Origin of the sequence: Streptococcus sp. VT 162 (assembly GCA_000688775.2) — a bacterium.
Lineage (GTDB): Bacteria > Bacillota > Bacilli > Lactobacillales > Streptococcaceae > Streptococcus.
The window spans coordinates 1052926-1066161 of sequence record CP007628.2 but is presented as its reverse complement, the minus strand read 5'-3'; the positions used below and the strand labels follow the sequence as shown (position 1 = coordinate 1066161).

At 40.4% G+C, this 13236-nt stretch carries 14 protein-coding genes; 9 read left to right on the top strand and 5 right to left on the bottom strand.

What is annotated here, in order from left to right:
• Positions 1-5: 5 nt before the first annotated feature.
• Both V470_05245 and V470_05240 read left to right on the top strand, forming a co-directional pair.
• A complete protein-coding gene (locus tag V470_05245) occupies positions 6-1511 on the top strand; it encodes an ATP F0F1 synthase subunit alpha (protein ID AHZ47831.1) in 1506 nt (501 codons plus the stop codon).
• A gap of 15 nt (positions 1512-1526) precedes the next feature.
• Positions 1527-2405, top strand: coding sequence for an ATP synthase F0F1 subunit gamma (locus V470_05240; GenBank protein AHZ47830.1), 879 nt, complete (start codon positions 1527-1529; stop codon positions 2403-2405).
• Between the two features lie 181 nt (positions 2406-2586).
• Here V470_05240 and V470_05190 read toward each other — a convergent pair whose 3' ends face one another.
• The 5 genes from V470_05190 to V470_05165 form a co-directional block, all read right to left on the bottom strand.
• Positions 2587-4077 (bottom strand): lysyl-tRNA synthetase, encoded by a 1491-nt coding sequence (locus V470_05190; protein ID AHZ47820.1) that lies wholly within the window; start codon positions 4075-4077, stop codon positions 2587-2589.
• A 138-nt stretch (positions 4078-4215) separates the two neighbouring features.
• A complete protein-coding gene (locus tag V470_05180; protein AHZ47819.1) occupies positions 4216-4839 on the bottom strand; it encodes a phosphoglycerate mutase in 624 nt (207 codons plus the stop codon).
• Complete coding sequence (locus V470_05175; GenBank protein AHZ47818.1) at positions 4836-5321, bottom strand: prolyl-tRNA synthetase; 486 nt, start codon at positions 5319-5321, stop codon at positions 4836-4838. Before V470_05175 ends, V470_05180 begins: the two co-directional genes overlap by 4 nt.
• Positions 5321-6163, bottom strand: coding sequence for a membrane protein (locus V470_05170; protein AHZ47817.1), 843 nt, complete (start codon positions 6161-6163; stop codon positions 5321-5323). The genes V470_05175 and V470_05170 overlap by 1 nt, the downstream gene beginning before the upstream one ends.
• Before the next feature lie 106 nt (positions 6164-6269).
• Complete coding sequence (locus V470_05165; protein ID AHZ47816.1) at positions 6270-7070, bottom strand: glycosyl hydrolase family 25; 801 nt, start codon at positions 7068-7070, stop codon at positions 6270-6272.
• Positions 7071-7225: 155 nt separating this feature from the next.
• Between V470_05165 and glmU the strand changes: the two genes are divergently transcribed.
• The 7 genes from glmU to V470_05130 all read left to right on the top strand — a co-directional run bounded on the left by glmU (position 7226) and on the right by V470_05130 (position 13209).
• Positions 7226-8605, top strand: coding sequence for a bifunctional N-acetylglucosamine-1-phosphate uridyltransferase/glucosamine-1-phosphate acetyltransferase (glmU, locus tag V470_05160; protein ID AHZ47815.1), 1380 nt, complete (start codon positions 7226-7228; stop codon positions 8603-8605).
• Between the two features lie 9 nt (positions 8606-8614).
• Positions 8615-9160, top strand: coding sequence for an ADP-ribose pyrophosphatase (locus V470_05155; GenBank protein AHZ47814.1), 546 nt, complete (start codon positions 8615-8617; stop codon positions 9158-9160).
• Between the two features lie 11 nt (positions 9161-9171).
• Positions 9172-9483, top strand: a complete 312-nt coding sequence (locus V470_05150; protein AHZ47813.1) for a foldase — start codon at positions 9172-9174, stop codon at positions 9481-9483.
• A 15-nt stretch (positions 9484-9498) separates the two neighbouring features.
• Positions 9499-10191 (top strand): 5'-methylthioadenosine nucleosidase, encoded by a 693-nt coding sequence (locus V470_05145; GenBank protein ID AHZ47812.1) that lies wholly within the window; start codon positions 9499-9501, stop codon positions 10189-10191.
• 76 nt (positions 10192-10267) lie between these two features.
• Complete coding sequence (locus V470_05140; protein ID AHZ47811.1) at positions 10268-10762, top strand: hypothetical protein; 495 nt, start codon at positions 10268-10270, stop codon at positions 10760-10762.
• 81 nt (positions 10763-10843) lie between these two features.
• A complete protein-coding gene (locus tag V470_05135) occupies positions 10844-11437 on the top strand; it encodes a DNA polymerase III subunit epsilon (protein ID AHZ47810.1) in 594 nt (197 codons plus the stop codon).
• An 8-nt stretch (positions 11438-11445) separates the two neighbouring features.
• Complete coding sequence (locus V470_05130) at positions 11446-13209, top strand: glycerophosphodiester phosphodiesterase (protein ID AHZ47809.1); 1764 nt, start codon at positions 11446-11448, stop codon at positions 13207-13209.
• Positions 13210-13236: the final 27 nt, after the last annotated feature.

The window sequence follows — 13236 nt, the reverse complement described above, 5'->3', positions numbered from 1 at the left end:
TTCTTTTGGCAATTAACGCACAAGAAATCAGCGCTTTAATTAAGCAACAAATTGAAAATTTCAAACCCAATTTTGATGTATCTGAAACAGGTGTTGTAACCTATATCGGGGACGGAATTGCGCGTGCTCACGGCCTTGAAAATGCCATGAGTGGGGAGCTGTTGATTTTTGAAAACGGCTCTTATGGGATGGCGCAGAACTTGGAGTCAACAGACGTTGGGATTATCATCCTAGGTGACTTTACAGATATTCGTGAAGGCGATACCATTCGCCGTACAGGTAAAATCATGGAAGTTCCTGTTGGTGAGAGCCTTATTGGACGTGTTGTGGATCCACTTGGTCGTCCAGTTGACGGTCTTGGAGAAATCCATACTGATAAGTCTCGTCCAGTAGAAGCGCCGGCTCCTGGCGTTATGCAACGTAAGTCTGTATCAGAACCATTGCAAACAGGTTTGAAAGCTATTGACGCGCTTGTACCGATTGGTCGTGGTCAACGTGAGTTGATTATCGGTGACCGTCAGACAGGGAAAACAACCATTGCAATTGATACAATCTTGAACCAAAAAGGGCAAGATATGATCTGTATCTATGTAGCGATTGGACAAAAAGAATCAACAGTTCGTACGCAAGTAGAAACACTTCGTCAGTATGGTGCCTTGGATTACACAATCGTTGTGACTGCCTCTGCTTCACAACCATCTCCATTGCTCTTCCTAGCTCCTTATGCTGGGGTTGCTATGGCAGAAGAGTTTATGTACCAAGGCAAGCATGTTTTGATCGTATATGATGATCTTTCAAAACAAGCGGTCGCGTATCGTGAGCTTTCCCTCTTGCTTCGTCGTCCACCAGGTCGTGAAGCCTTCCCAGGGGATGTTTTCTATCTTCACAGCCGTTTGCTTGAGCGCTCAGCTAAAGTTTCTGATGAACTTGGTGGTGGATCTATTACAGCCCTACCATTTATCGAGACACAAGCGGGAGATATCTCTGCCTATATCGCAACCAACGTGATTTCTATCACTGACGGACAAATCTTCCTTGGTGATGGTCTCTTCAATGCGGGTATTCGTCCAGCCATCGATGCGGGTTCATCTGTATCCCGTGTAGGTGGTTCTGCACAAATCAAAGCCATGAAGAAAGTAGCTGGTACACTTCGTATCGACCTTGCTTCATACCGTGAGTTGGAAGCCTTCACTAAGTTTGGTTCTGACTTGGATGCAGCAACACAGGCTAAGTTAAACCGTGGACGTCGTACTGTGGAAGTATTGAAACAACCTGTTCATAAACCACTACCTGTTGAGAAACAAGTAACCATTCTCTATGCTTTGACACATGGTTTCTTGGATACGATTCCAGTAGATGACATTGTTCGTTTTGAGGAAGAGTTCCATACTTTCTTTGATGCACAACATCCAGAGATTTTGGAAACTATTCGTGAAACAAAAGACTTGCCAGATGAAGCAGTCTTGGATGCTGCGATTACAGAGTTTCTCAATCAATCCAGCTTCCAATAAGAATAGAGGTGTCAGATGGCAGTATCTCTAAATGATATTAAAACAAAAATCGCCTCAACCAAAAATACGAGTCAAATCACTAATGCCATGCAAATGGTATCGGCTGCCAAGTTAGGTCGCTCTGAAGAAGCAGCGCGCAACTTTCAAGTTTACGCTCAGAAGGTCCGTAAGCTTTTGACGGATATTCTGCATGGTAACGGATCTGGTGGTTCAACCAATCCGATGCTCATCAGTCGCCCAGTTAAGAAAACAGGCTATATCGTTATCACTTCAGACCGTGGCTTGGTTGGAGGTTATAATGCTTCCATCCTTAAAGCCGTTATGGAGTTGAAAGAAGAATACCATCCAGATGGTAAAGATTTTGAGATAATCTGTATCGGTGGTATGGGAGCTGATTTCTTTAAGGCTCGAGGTATTCAGCCAATCTATGAACTACGTGGCTTGGCAGATCAGCCTAGTTTTGATGAAGTTCGTAAAATTATTTCAAAAACGATTGAGATGTACCAAAACGAACTTTTTGATGAATTATACGTCTGCTACAACCATCATGTCAATACTCTCACAAGTCAAATGCGTGTGGAACAAATGCTTCCGATTGTTGACTTGGATCCAAATGAAGCGGATGAAGAGTATAGCTTGACATTTGAGTTGGAAACGAGCCGTGATGAGATTCTAGAGCAATTGTTGCCACAGTATGCTGAAAGTATGATTTACGGGGCTATTATCGATGCCAAGACAGCTGAAAATGCTGCAGGTATGACAGCCATGCAAACGGCGACCGATAATGCCAAAAAGGTCATCAATGATTTGACAATCCAGTATAACCGTGCTAGACAGGCGGCGATTACACAAGAAATTACAGAAATCGTAGCGGGGGCTAGTGCCTTAGAATAAGGCTTTGCCTCCCTCGTATTAAAATGAACTTATACTCAATGAAAATCAAAGAGCAAACTAGGAAGCTAGCCGCAGGTTGCTCAAAGCACTGCTTTGAGGTTGTAGATAGAACTGACGAAGTCAGTAACCATACATACGGCAAGGAAACGCTGACGTGGTTTGAAGAGATTTTCGAAGAGTATTATTTCATTGTTGGGAAGAGCAATACATCACGGATAGTGGTTGTATCAGTGAGGAGCATGCAGAGACGGTCGATACCGATACCCAAACCACCTGTTGGTGGCATACCGTATTCAAGAGCCTCAATGTAGTCGTAGTCAATACCAGTTGCTTCATCATCACCAAGCTCTTTAGCTTTAGCTTGAGCTTCAAAACGGCTAAGCTGATCGATTGGGTCGTTCAACTCTGTAAAGGCATTACCGTATTCCTTAGTCATGATAAAGAGCTCGAAACGGTCAGTAAAGCGTTCGTCTTCAGGATTTTTCTTAGCAAGTGGAGATACAGCTACTGGATGTCCATAGACAAAGGTTGGTTGAATCAAGGTTTCTTCAACAAACTCTTCAAAGAAGGCATTGATGATGTGACCAACCTCAGTGTAGTGTTTCTCAACTGGAACTTTCTTCTCAGCAGCGATAGCTTTAGCTTCCTCGAAAGTCATGTCTTGCCAGAAATCTACACCAGTAATTTCTTTGATGGCATCCACCATGTGAACGCGTTTAAATGGTTCGTTGATTTTGATTTCAGTTCCTTGATAGTTGACTGGACCATCACCCTTAACTGCCTTAGCAGCGTGTTGGATAATACCTTCCGTCAAGTCCATGATATCTTGGAAGTCCGCATAAGCTTGGTAAACTTCGATAGAAGTGAACTCAGGGTTGTGAGTGGCGTCCATTCCTTCGTTACGGAAGATACGACCAATTTCATAGACACGTTCCATACCACCAACGATAAGACGTTTTAAGTGAAGCTCAGTCGCGATACGAAGTACCATATCGATATTTTGTGCATTGTGGTGAGTGATAAATGGACGAGCAGCAGCGCCCCCAGCTTCGTTGTGGAGAACAGGTGTTTCTACTTCAAGGAAACCTTTTTGGTCAAGGTAACGACGGATTTCAGAGATGATTTTTGAACGAGTGACAAAACGTTCAAAGCTTTCACGATTAGAAATCAAGTCAAGGTAACGTTTACGATAGATGGTTTCAACGTCTGTCAAACCGTGGAATTTCTCAGGAAGTGGGCGAAGTGCTTTAGACAAGTGAGTGATATGAGTTGCCTTGATAGAGAGTTCACCCATATCCGTACGCATGACTTCACCTTCGACACCGAGGAAGTCACCGAGGTCAGCCTTTTTGAAGATTTCGTAGTTTTCTTCACCGACTTCATCTTTACGAACGTAGATTTGGATTTGACCTTCACGGTCTTGGAGATGGGCAAAGCCAACTTTCCCTTTACCACGTTTAGTTACTAAGCGTCCAGCGATAGTAGCAGTTTCATTTAGTTCATGTAATTGTTCTTTATCAAGTTCTGCAAATTTGTCTTTTAGTTCTTGAGAGTTAGCAGTACGTTCAAAACGTTTTCCGAAGGGATCGATTCCTTGTTCACGGAGCGCAGCCATTTTTTCACGGCGAACGATCTGCTGGTCATTTAGTTCTTCCATATGTTCTGTAGACATGGGTTCCTCCTAATTTTACTCAAAATTTGATACGATGAGTCATTTTTTGCGATACTCCCATTTTATCATAAATAGCAGAGAAATTCACGGATATTCTTTGAAAACTAAAAAGAACTTGACTATTAAGATCAAGTTCCATTATTTTTCTTGATAGGAAGTGTCATTCCATCTTTCCAGAGTGAAGGATTCAAAATCATCAGTTTCTAAAATTGTCAGACTAGCATTGGCCAAGCCTCCATCTTTGCGAAGGTGAGCCTCTTTATAGCCTAAGAGTGTACGCAGGCTAGCAGTGAGATTTGCCCCATGCCCGACAATCAAAATTCTTTCAGCCGGACTTTCTTTCAGAGATTTGATAAACTGAATGGTGCGCTTGGTAGTACTGTAAAGGGATTCTGCTTCAAACATCCTCGTATCAAACTGGGCCAGATTAGAGCGAAAGGCCTTGATTTGTTGCGGGTAGATAGCATTGAGCGTTGCGATTTTTAAACCTTCAAGTTTTCCAAGATGCCATTCACGTAGGTCAGGAATGCTTTTTAGAGGACAAGGGACCTGGAGTTGACTTTGGATAATTTCAGCAGACTTAACTGCTCTGGGTAAATCACTAGAATAAATCGTATCAAAAGGAATTTCCTTAAGATACTGCCCCAGTTGTTTTAGGATGTCAATGGATTCCGGAAGAAGGGGCGAGTCACCACCAGCGCCTTGAAAACGTCCTTCAAGATTCCAGAGGGTGCGCCCATGGCGAACAAAATAGAGTTTCATGACTTACTTTCCTCCAAGATATCAGCAAAATCCGCTTTTACAAAGCTGGCCAAGTCTTGAGGGCGTATGATGATGCTATGTCCGACTTCCCCAGCAGAGACAATCATTTGCTCCAAATCCAAGGCTTTTTGATCAATAAAAATAGGATAGTTGTGTTTTTGGCGAATGCCGACGGGGTTATTAGCGCCGTGAATATAACCTGTCGTTTTTTCTAAGTCTTTTTGTGGAATCATGCTCACTTTTTTATTGCCAGAAACCTTTGCTAATTTTTTCTCAGCGAGGTGTTCTGTTATGGGAACGATTCCGATGATTGGAACTGTTTTGTCCCCTAATAGTGCCAATGTTTTAAAGATTTGGCTTCTGTCGTATTCAGGAGGAAGTTCTCCTTCAAGCGCATTGATTTGAATACCTGTATGCTCAATACCTGCCTTGGTCAAGATTTGTTCGACCAAGGTTTTTTTTATCTTAACTTTCTTTGCCATTATTTATACTTATCCTCCAATTGACTCATCCAGATACCAAGCCAAATTCCAAGCGCAAAGAAGAAGGCGATGAGAACATAACTCACAATAGAAAGTCCAGTGTATTGGATACTTTCAGCATTTCCAGCATTTGGAATCAAAATCAAGAGAGTACTTGATAGTACAATCCCAATGATAAAGTGATACACACGCGAGTGGTAGTTGTTCAAGGCGTGGTCCATTAATTTTGAAAAAACGATGAGGGTTGCTCCTGCACCAATTCCGATAGGAAGGAAGGTTCCGAATAAATCAAAGGTCTTAAAACCAGTTAGCATTGGAGCGTACAGTCCTAAAATCAAGAGTAGATTTGACGGACTTAAACCAGGCACCAAGACACCTAGAGCTAAAAGAGCACCCGCTAAGATGAAACTAGCGAAACTGGCACTAAGAGACCCAACAATAAAATTTAGTGCGTATAGCCCGACACCCGAAAGGATAAAGGTGGCCCAGAACCAGACTAGGTCGATCTTATCACGATCAGATTCTCGAGTAGATTCTTTAAGGAGGCTAGGAACCGTACCGATGATAGCTCCAGCAAAACTCCATAAAACATAGACCTGGTAATTTTCTAGCAGATACTCGATTGGATAAGAAAACAAACCAATGCCTAGCAACATCCCGATTGCTACTGGGATAAAGTATAGGACATTCTCTTTAAAATCCTTAAAGGGATGAGCCAGAAAGCTAATCATTCGCTCGTAGATCCCCAAAATAGCTGCTAAAACACCACCTGAAATTCCAGGTAGGATAAATCCTAAGGCGATGACTATTCCCTTAATAACTCTTGCAATCCATGAAAACATCATAAAATCCTCAATTTCATAAAATTCTTTCTCTATTCTATCAATTATAACACAGACGAGAAGAAAATGAAAAAACAAGTGAAAAAGAGAGCAATTTTCACTTGTTTTATGGTCTTAAAAATAGTTTTCTGAAGGTTTCTTCTTTTTCCTTCAAGGTAGAAATGAGATTAATATCTAAATGATGTTCAAATCCAGCAATTCTTCCTTTTGAAGTATATTGATGGAGGTCATAGTCTAAATCAGTATTAGGCGTGGTTTCAAAGTAACCTGAATTCGTTCCATAAGATGGAATCCAGACAGCAGAGAACTTCTCTGTATTGATACTATGCTCCTGCATGAAATAAACACCGATGTAGATTCCGATATTTTTGGCGCCAAGTGCTTCTAGTTTAGCTCTAAAAGCTTCAACACCTTCGTTCATATCAGACATTGTTTTTTCTTCAACATCAAGCCAGTAGTAACTAGGGTTATATGGAGAAGCAGCGTTGTAGAAAGCCTCAGCAGCTTTTTCCATTTTTTCCTTACTAGTACCTGCTAGATAGGCATAAACAGCAACTGGAACATTCCGTTTTTGAAATTCTGAAATATGATTTATATAGGCTTTATCGACACCATTGGCATAGGCGGCATCATTTGTTTCAGTATGCTGACCCCCATTGTGGACGCGAACAATAACACCAGAAATATTTTGAGATAAGGTATCGTAGTTGATCTCCTCAGGTCTTTGCCAACCAGAGACATCAATGATAGGTTTGTCAAGATTATGCAAGGCCTGATTTTCAACCTGGACTGCATTGGGTTTTGACTTGATAGGATGGTCTTCATAAGTTGGTCTATTGAGGATCAAAATAGCTATAAATATAGTAAATAAAGTAAAAATAATAGCTGGATGAATCTTTTTTCTCATATCTAAATAGTTTAACGTAAATAGATAAAAAAATCAAAGAAAACATCGAAAAAAGTGAATAAATGGGCGTCTTTTCCCTATTTCTCTGTTTGTTTACTCCTAAGAAACTAAATTATGGTATAATATAAGGGAATTTCTAGAGAAAAGAGAAGATTATGTCAAATTATGCCATTATTTTAGCAGCGGGTAAAGGTACTCGCATGAAATCAGATCTTCCAAAGGTACTTCATAAAGTAGCAGGAATTTCGATGTTGGAACATGTTTTTCGTAGTGTTGGTGCTATTCAACCTGAAAAAACAGTTACTGTAGTTGGTCACAAGGCTGAGCTAGTTGAGCAAGTATTGGCTGGTCAGACAGACTTTGTTACCCAATCAGAACAACTAGGAACTGGGCATGCTGTCATGATGGCGGAGCCTATTCTCCAAAATCGTACTGGCCACACCTTGGTTATCGCTGGGGATACTCCTCTGATCACAGGTGAAAGTTTGAAAAACCTCTTGGATTTCCATATCAACCACAAAAATGTGGCAACTATTTTAACAGCTGAAGCAGCTGATCCTTTTGGATATGGTCGAATTGTCCGCAACGATAACGCAGAAGTTCTTCGTATTGTTGAGCAAAAAGATGCCTCTGACTTTGAAAAGCAAATCAAGGAAATCAATACAGGAACTTATGTATTTGACAATGAACGTCTTTTTGAAGCTCTTAAAAACATCAACACCAACAATGCCCAAGGTGAGTACTATATTACTGACGTGATTGGTATTTTCCGTAATGCGGGTGAGAAGGTTGGCGCCTATACTCTCAAAGATTTTGATGAAAGTCTTGGGGTAAATGACCGTGTGGCTCTTGCGACTGCGGAAGCAGTGATGCGTCGTCGTATCAATCAAAAGCACATGGTTAATGGTGTTAGCTTTGTCAATCCTGAAGCAACATACATCGACATTGATGTTGAGATTGCTCCGGAGGTACAAATCGAAGCCAACGTTACCTTGAAAGGTCAAACGAAGATTGGTGCGGAGACTATTTTAACAAATGGAACTTATATCGTAGATAGTACCGTTGGAGCTGGAGCCGTGATTACGAATTCCATGATTGAGGAAAGTAGTGTTGCGGACAGTGTGACAGTCGGTCCTTATGCCCATATCCGTCCAGGTTCAAGTCTTGCTTCTCAAGTTCACATTGGAAATTTCGTAGAAGTTAAAGGTTCTTCAATCGGTGAAAATACCAAGGCAGGTCATTTGACCTATATCGGAAACTGTGAAGTGGGTAGCAACGTTAATTTTGGTGCGGGAACTATTACAGTCAACTATGATGGCAAAAATAAATACAAAACTGTCATTGGCAATAATGTCTTTGTTGGATCAAACTCAACTATTATTGCTCCTGTAGAACTTGGGGATAATTCTCTGGTTGGAGCGGGTTCAACTATTACCAAGAATGTTCCTGCTGATGCCATTGCTATCGGCCGTGGAAGACAAGTTAATAAAGATGAGTACGCAACACGCCTCCCTCATCATCCAAAGAACCAGTAGGAGTTTGTCATGGAATTTGAAGAAAAAACGATAAGTCGGAAGGAAATCTATCAAGGTCCTATTTTCAAACTAGTACAAGACCAGGTGGAACTACCAGAAGGAAAGGGGACTGCCCAACGTGACTTGATTTTTCACAATGGAGCTGTTTGTGTACTAGCTGTGACAGCCGAAGACAAAATCGTTCTCGTTAAGCAATACCGAAAGGCTATCGAGGCGGTTTCTTATGAGATTCCTGCTGGTAAACTTGAACTTGGTGAAAATGCTGATCCAATGGCGGCGGCCCTTCGTGAATTGGAAGAAGAAGTTGCCTACACTGGTAAGTTAGAACTGTTGTACGATTTCTATTCTGCGATTGGATTTTGTAATGAAAAACTAAAACTCTACCTCGCTAGCGATTTGGTCAAGGTGGAAAATCCTCGCCCACAAGATGATGATGAAACTTTGGAAGTTTTAGAAGTAAGCCTAGAGGAAGCCAAGAACCTGATCCAGTCAGGTCATATCTGTGATGCCAAGACCATTATGGCGATCCAGTACTGGGAACTACAAAAGAAATAGAGGAGAAACCCATGGGAAAACCTTTATTAACAGACGAAATGATTGAACGTGCCAACCGTGGTGAGAAAATATCAGGACCACCTCTTCAAGATGATGAGGAAACAAAGATCCTACCAACGTCTTCACAACATTTTAGTTATTCACGCTCTAGAGACCACGGTTTTGGTCAAGATACACTTACAATCGAAGTAGAACCAACAATTCATAAGAGTCGCCGCATTGAGAATACCAAGAGAAATGTTTTTAATTCGAAACTCAATCGTATCTTGTTTGCAGTCATCCTACTTTTGATTTTGTTAATTTTAGCGATGAAACTCTTGTAATTGAAAGGACTTGAAATGAAAATTGGAATCATTGCTGCCATGCCAGAAGAACTCGTATATTTGACTCAGAATTTGGATAAACCTCAAGAAGTCCAAGTCTTAGGAAATACATACTACACAGGCTCTGTTGGCAATACTGAAGTCGTTCTAGTTCAGAGTGGGATTGGAAAGGTCATGTCGGCTATGAGTGTAGCTATTCTAGCTGACCATTTTCAGGTAGAAGCTATCATCAATACAGGATCAGCAGGTGCTCTTGCCGAAGGGATTGCTGTTGGTGATGTCGTGATTGCAGATAGACTAGCTTACCATGATGTGGATGTGACTGCTTTTGGTTATGCTTATGGCCAAATGGCTGGTCAACCTCTTTACTTTGAATCTGATAAGAAGTTTATCGCTAGGATTAAAGAAAACTTATTTCAGTTAGAGCAGACATGGCACCTAGGCTTGATTGCTACAGGAGACAGTTTTATAGCTGGAGATGATAAGATTGCTAGTATCAAATCCCACTTTCTGGATGTTTTAGCAGTTGAAATGGAAGGGGCTGCTATTGCACAAGCGGCTCAGGCTCTTGGTTTACCTTTCCTAGTCATTCGTGCCATGAGTGACAATGCCAATCACGAAGCCTCTATCTCTTTTGATGAATTTATTATCGAAGCTGGACGTCGTTCTGCCCAAGTCTTACTAGCCTTTTTAAAAGCCTTAGATTAAGCGGAAATTTGACAGTTTATCTAGCTTATGATAAGATTTAAATAAAGAAAAGCTAGAAAACGTTTCAGAGGATATTATGAGTATTGAAATGACCGTCAGTGAGATTGCAGAGGTCTTAGGACTATCTCGTCAAGCAATCAACAATCGTGTCAAAGAACTTCCAGAAGAGGACACGAAAAAAAATGACAAAGGTGTAACTGTAGTTACTCGAAGTGGCTTGATTAAGCTAGAAGAAATCTATAAAAAAACGATTTTTGAAGATGAACCAGTCAGTGATGATGTCAAACAACGTGAACTGATGGAAATCTTGGTCGACGAGAAGAATGCTGAAATTCTTCGATTGTACGAGCAACTCAAGGCCAAGGACCAGCAGTTAGCAGAAAAAGATGAACAGATGCGTATCAAAGACCGACAGATTGCTGAAAAGGACAAACAGTTGGACCAACAGCAACAGTTAACTCTTCAAGCGATGAAGGATCAAGAAACCTTGAAACTCGAGTTGGACCAAGCAAAAGAAGAAGTCCAAGCAACCAAAAAAGGCTTTTTTGCTCGCCTTTTTGGAGGAAAATAAAGAAGCTGTTTGGGTTACTCACTAACCTAATGGCTTCTTTTATTATTTATAGTTTATTTTGGGTAGTAATTGAGGTAAATAATGGAAAAATTAAGAGATTATATCTCCTTTGATTTGGAATTCAATCAACACGAGGGGGTTATTCATTTAATTCAAGTATCGGCAGTCCGCTTTCAAGATGGACAAGAAAGTGCTGCTTTTGATTCTTATGTTCATACTACAGCACCATTGAAGAGTTTTATCAATGGTTTGACTGGAATTACAGCTGAAACCTTGAAAGGTGCGCCAAAAGTAGAACAAGTTTTAAAGGACTTTCAAGCATTCGTTGGCGACTTACCTATTGTTGGATACAATGCAGCTAAGAGTGATTTGCCTATTCTTTTGGAGCATGGTATTGATTATCGTGACCAGTATAAGGTCGACCTATATGATGAGGCTTTTGAACGCCGTAGTTCTGACCTACACGGCATAGCCAATCTTAAATTACAAACTGTTGCAAATTTTTTAGGCTTTCATGGGAAGTCTCATAACAGTTTAGAGGATGCCCGCATGACGGCGCGTGTTTACGAAGCCTTTTTGGAATCGGATGAAGGAAAGCTATTAATAGAAGACCAGAGTAGTTTTTCGATGAATAATCCTTTCGGTGGCTTAGATTTATCCCAATTTTTAGACTAGGAGTGCCTATGAAACCTGAAAAACCTAAGAAGCTAGGTTTTAGGAAGATATACTATAACCTAGATAAGATTTTATTTCTATTTTTCTTGATATTTATGATGGTTGAGTTTGTCTGGCTACCATTAAATTCATGGATTGCTGGCATCCTTCTGAGACAAACCGGTTATTTGTTTATCTCCTACAATAACTTTTGGGCGATTATACAAGGCTCGCCTTTTATCAGTTTAGCCTTTCTCATCTTAATTGCAATCAATCTCCTGGTTGCCTATTTCCAGATTTGTCTTTTGTTTATCGGGGCTCGTCACCTTCTCTATCATGAAAAGAGAACCTTAATTGAGTACAGTAGAAAAGTATTTCACCAGAGCTTTTTATTTGTTAAGCGATTGAGCTTTTGTAAGATGGCCTTTGTCTTTTTTTACATTGCTATGCTTTTCCCGTTCATCCGTAAGATTTTAAAAATCTATTACCTCAACAAGATTATTATTCCTGATTTTATTGTGAATTATTGGGAAGGTAAGCATTGGCTGGTAGGTCTGATGATCATAGCATCCGCTTGGATCTTTCTCTACATCTCTGTCCGATTTATGTTTGCCCTTCCTAAGATTCTCTTTGAAAGAAAGACGGTAAGAGAAAGTGTGAAATATAGTCTCAAAAAGACAAAGAAAAATGTCCTTTTCTACTCTTGGCATCTCTTACTCATTATCATTAAAACCTATCTTTTCTTCTTTGGTTTATTAATTCCTTTGCTTTTTGCGCAAGCAGTGATGGATAATCTCACTCAAAAAGAATCCTTGATTCTCGGTGTGATTAATTTTGTCTTGATTAAAAATTTCCATTACATGACCCTGACTTACTTCTTAGTGAAGTTTGTTTCCTTCCTGACAGGAGAGGAGTTGGAGATCATGCCAAGGCGAAAGAAAGATCATCTGATGAGATGGGGTGTCATGGGGTGTGCAAGCATCATCTTTGCCATAGAAGGCTACGTTTATCTGGAATCTCCGGATACCAATACACCTTTAGTGATTTCGCACAGAGGAGTAAGTAATAAAAACGGTGTTCAAAATACTGTGCAGTCTTTAGAAAAAACAGCTCAACTAAAACCAGATCTTATCGAAATGGATGTGCAGGAAACGAAAGACGGTCAGTTCGTGATGATGCACGATGCTAACCTAAAAAATTTAACAGGTATTAATGCTACGCCGCAAGATTTGACTCTGGATGAATTAACAAATACAGATATTTACGAGAATGGTTATCAAACAAAGATTTCAAGCTTTGATGCCTATTTAGAGCGTGCAAATGCTTTAAACCAAAAATTGCTGATTGAGATTAAAACCAGTAAAAAAGATAGTCCGCAAATGATGGACCATTTCCTCGAAAAGTATGGAGCGACTATCAAGAAATATGGGCATCAGATGCAATCACTAGACTATCATGTGATTGATAAAGTGTTGACTTATGATTCTGAAATTCCAGTTTACTTTATTCTCCCCTATAACAGTATCTTCCCAAGAACCAAGGCAACGGGTTACACTATGGAGTACTCGACTTTGGATGAATACTTTGTCAATAAACTCTGGGCAACTGATCAGAGACTCTATGTTTGGACCGTAAATGGTTCGGAGGCATTTGATAAAGCAGTTCGTCTCGGCGCAGATGGCATGATTACTGATGATCTTGAAATGGTCCAGTCACAAGTCACAACGGCTCAAGACGATCCGGAATATACGGAATTACTCTTAAAGAAAGCAATGGAATTCTTTGATTTCTAATAAAAAAAGAGAAACAGATGTTTCTCT

Bases quoted from the DNA above. Each gene is read 5' to 3' on its own strand.
- V470_05240 (AHZ47830.1), top strand. From the start codon at position 1,527: ATGGCAGTATCTCTAAATGATATTAAAACAAAAATCGCCTCAACCAAA.
- V470_05190 (AHZ47820.1), bottom strand. From the start codon at position 4,077: ATGTCTACAGAACATATGGAAGAACTAAATGACCAGCAGATCGTTCGC.
- V470_05180 (AHZ47819.1), bottom strand. From the start codon at position 4,839: ATGAAACTCTATTTTGTTCGCCATGGGCGCACCCTCTGGAATCTTGAA.
- V470_05175 (AHZ47818.1), bottom strand. From the start codon at position 5,321: ATGGCAAAGAAAGTTAAGATAAAAAAAACCTTGGTCGAACAAATCTTG.
- V470_05170 (AHZ47817.1), bottom strand. From the start codon at position 6,163: ATGTTTTCATGGATTGCAAGAGTTATTAAGGGAATAGTCATCGCCTTA.
- V470_05165 (AHZ47816.1), bottom strand. From the start codon at position 7,070: ATGAGAAAAAAGATTCATCCAGCTATTATTTTTACTTTATTTACTATA.
- glmU (AHZ47815.1), top strand. From the start codon at position 7,226: ATGTCAAATTATGCCATTATTTTAGCAGCGGGTAAAGGTACTCGCATG.
- V470_05155 (AHZ47814.1), top strand. From the start codon at position 8,615: ATGGAATTTGAAGAAAAAACGATAAGTCGGAAGGAAATCTATCAAGGT.
- V470_05150 (AHZ47813.1), top strand. From the start codon at position 9,172: ATGGGAAAACCTTTATTAACAGACGAAATGATTGAACGTGCCAACCGT.
- V470_05145 (AHZ47812.1), top strand. From the start codon at position 9,499: ATGAAAATTGGAATCATTGCTGCCATGCCAGAAGAACTCGTATATTTG.
- V470_05140 (AHZ47811.1), top strand. From the start codon at position 10,268: ATGAGTATTGAAATGACCGTCAGTGAGATTGCAGAGGTCTTAGGACTA.
- V470_05135 (AHZ47810.1), top strand. From the start codon at position 10,844: ATGGAAAAATTAAGAGATTATATCTCCTTTGATTTGGAATTCAATCAA.
- V470_05130 (AHZ47809.1), top strand. From the start codon at position 11,446: ATGAAACCTGAAAAACCTAAGAAGCTAGGTTTTAGGAAGATATACTAT.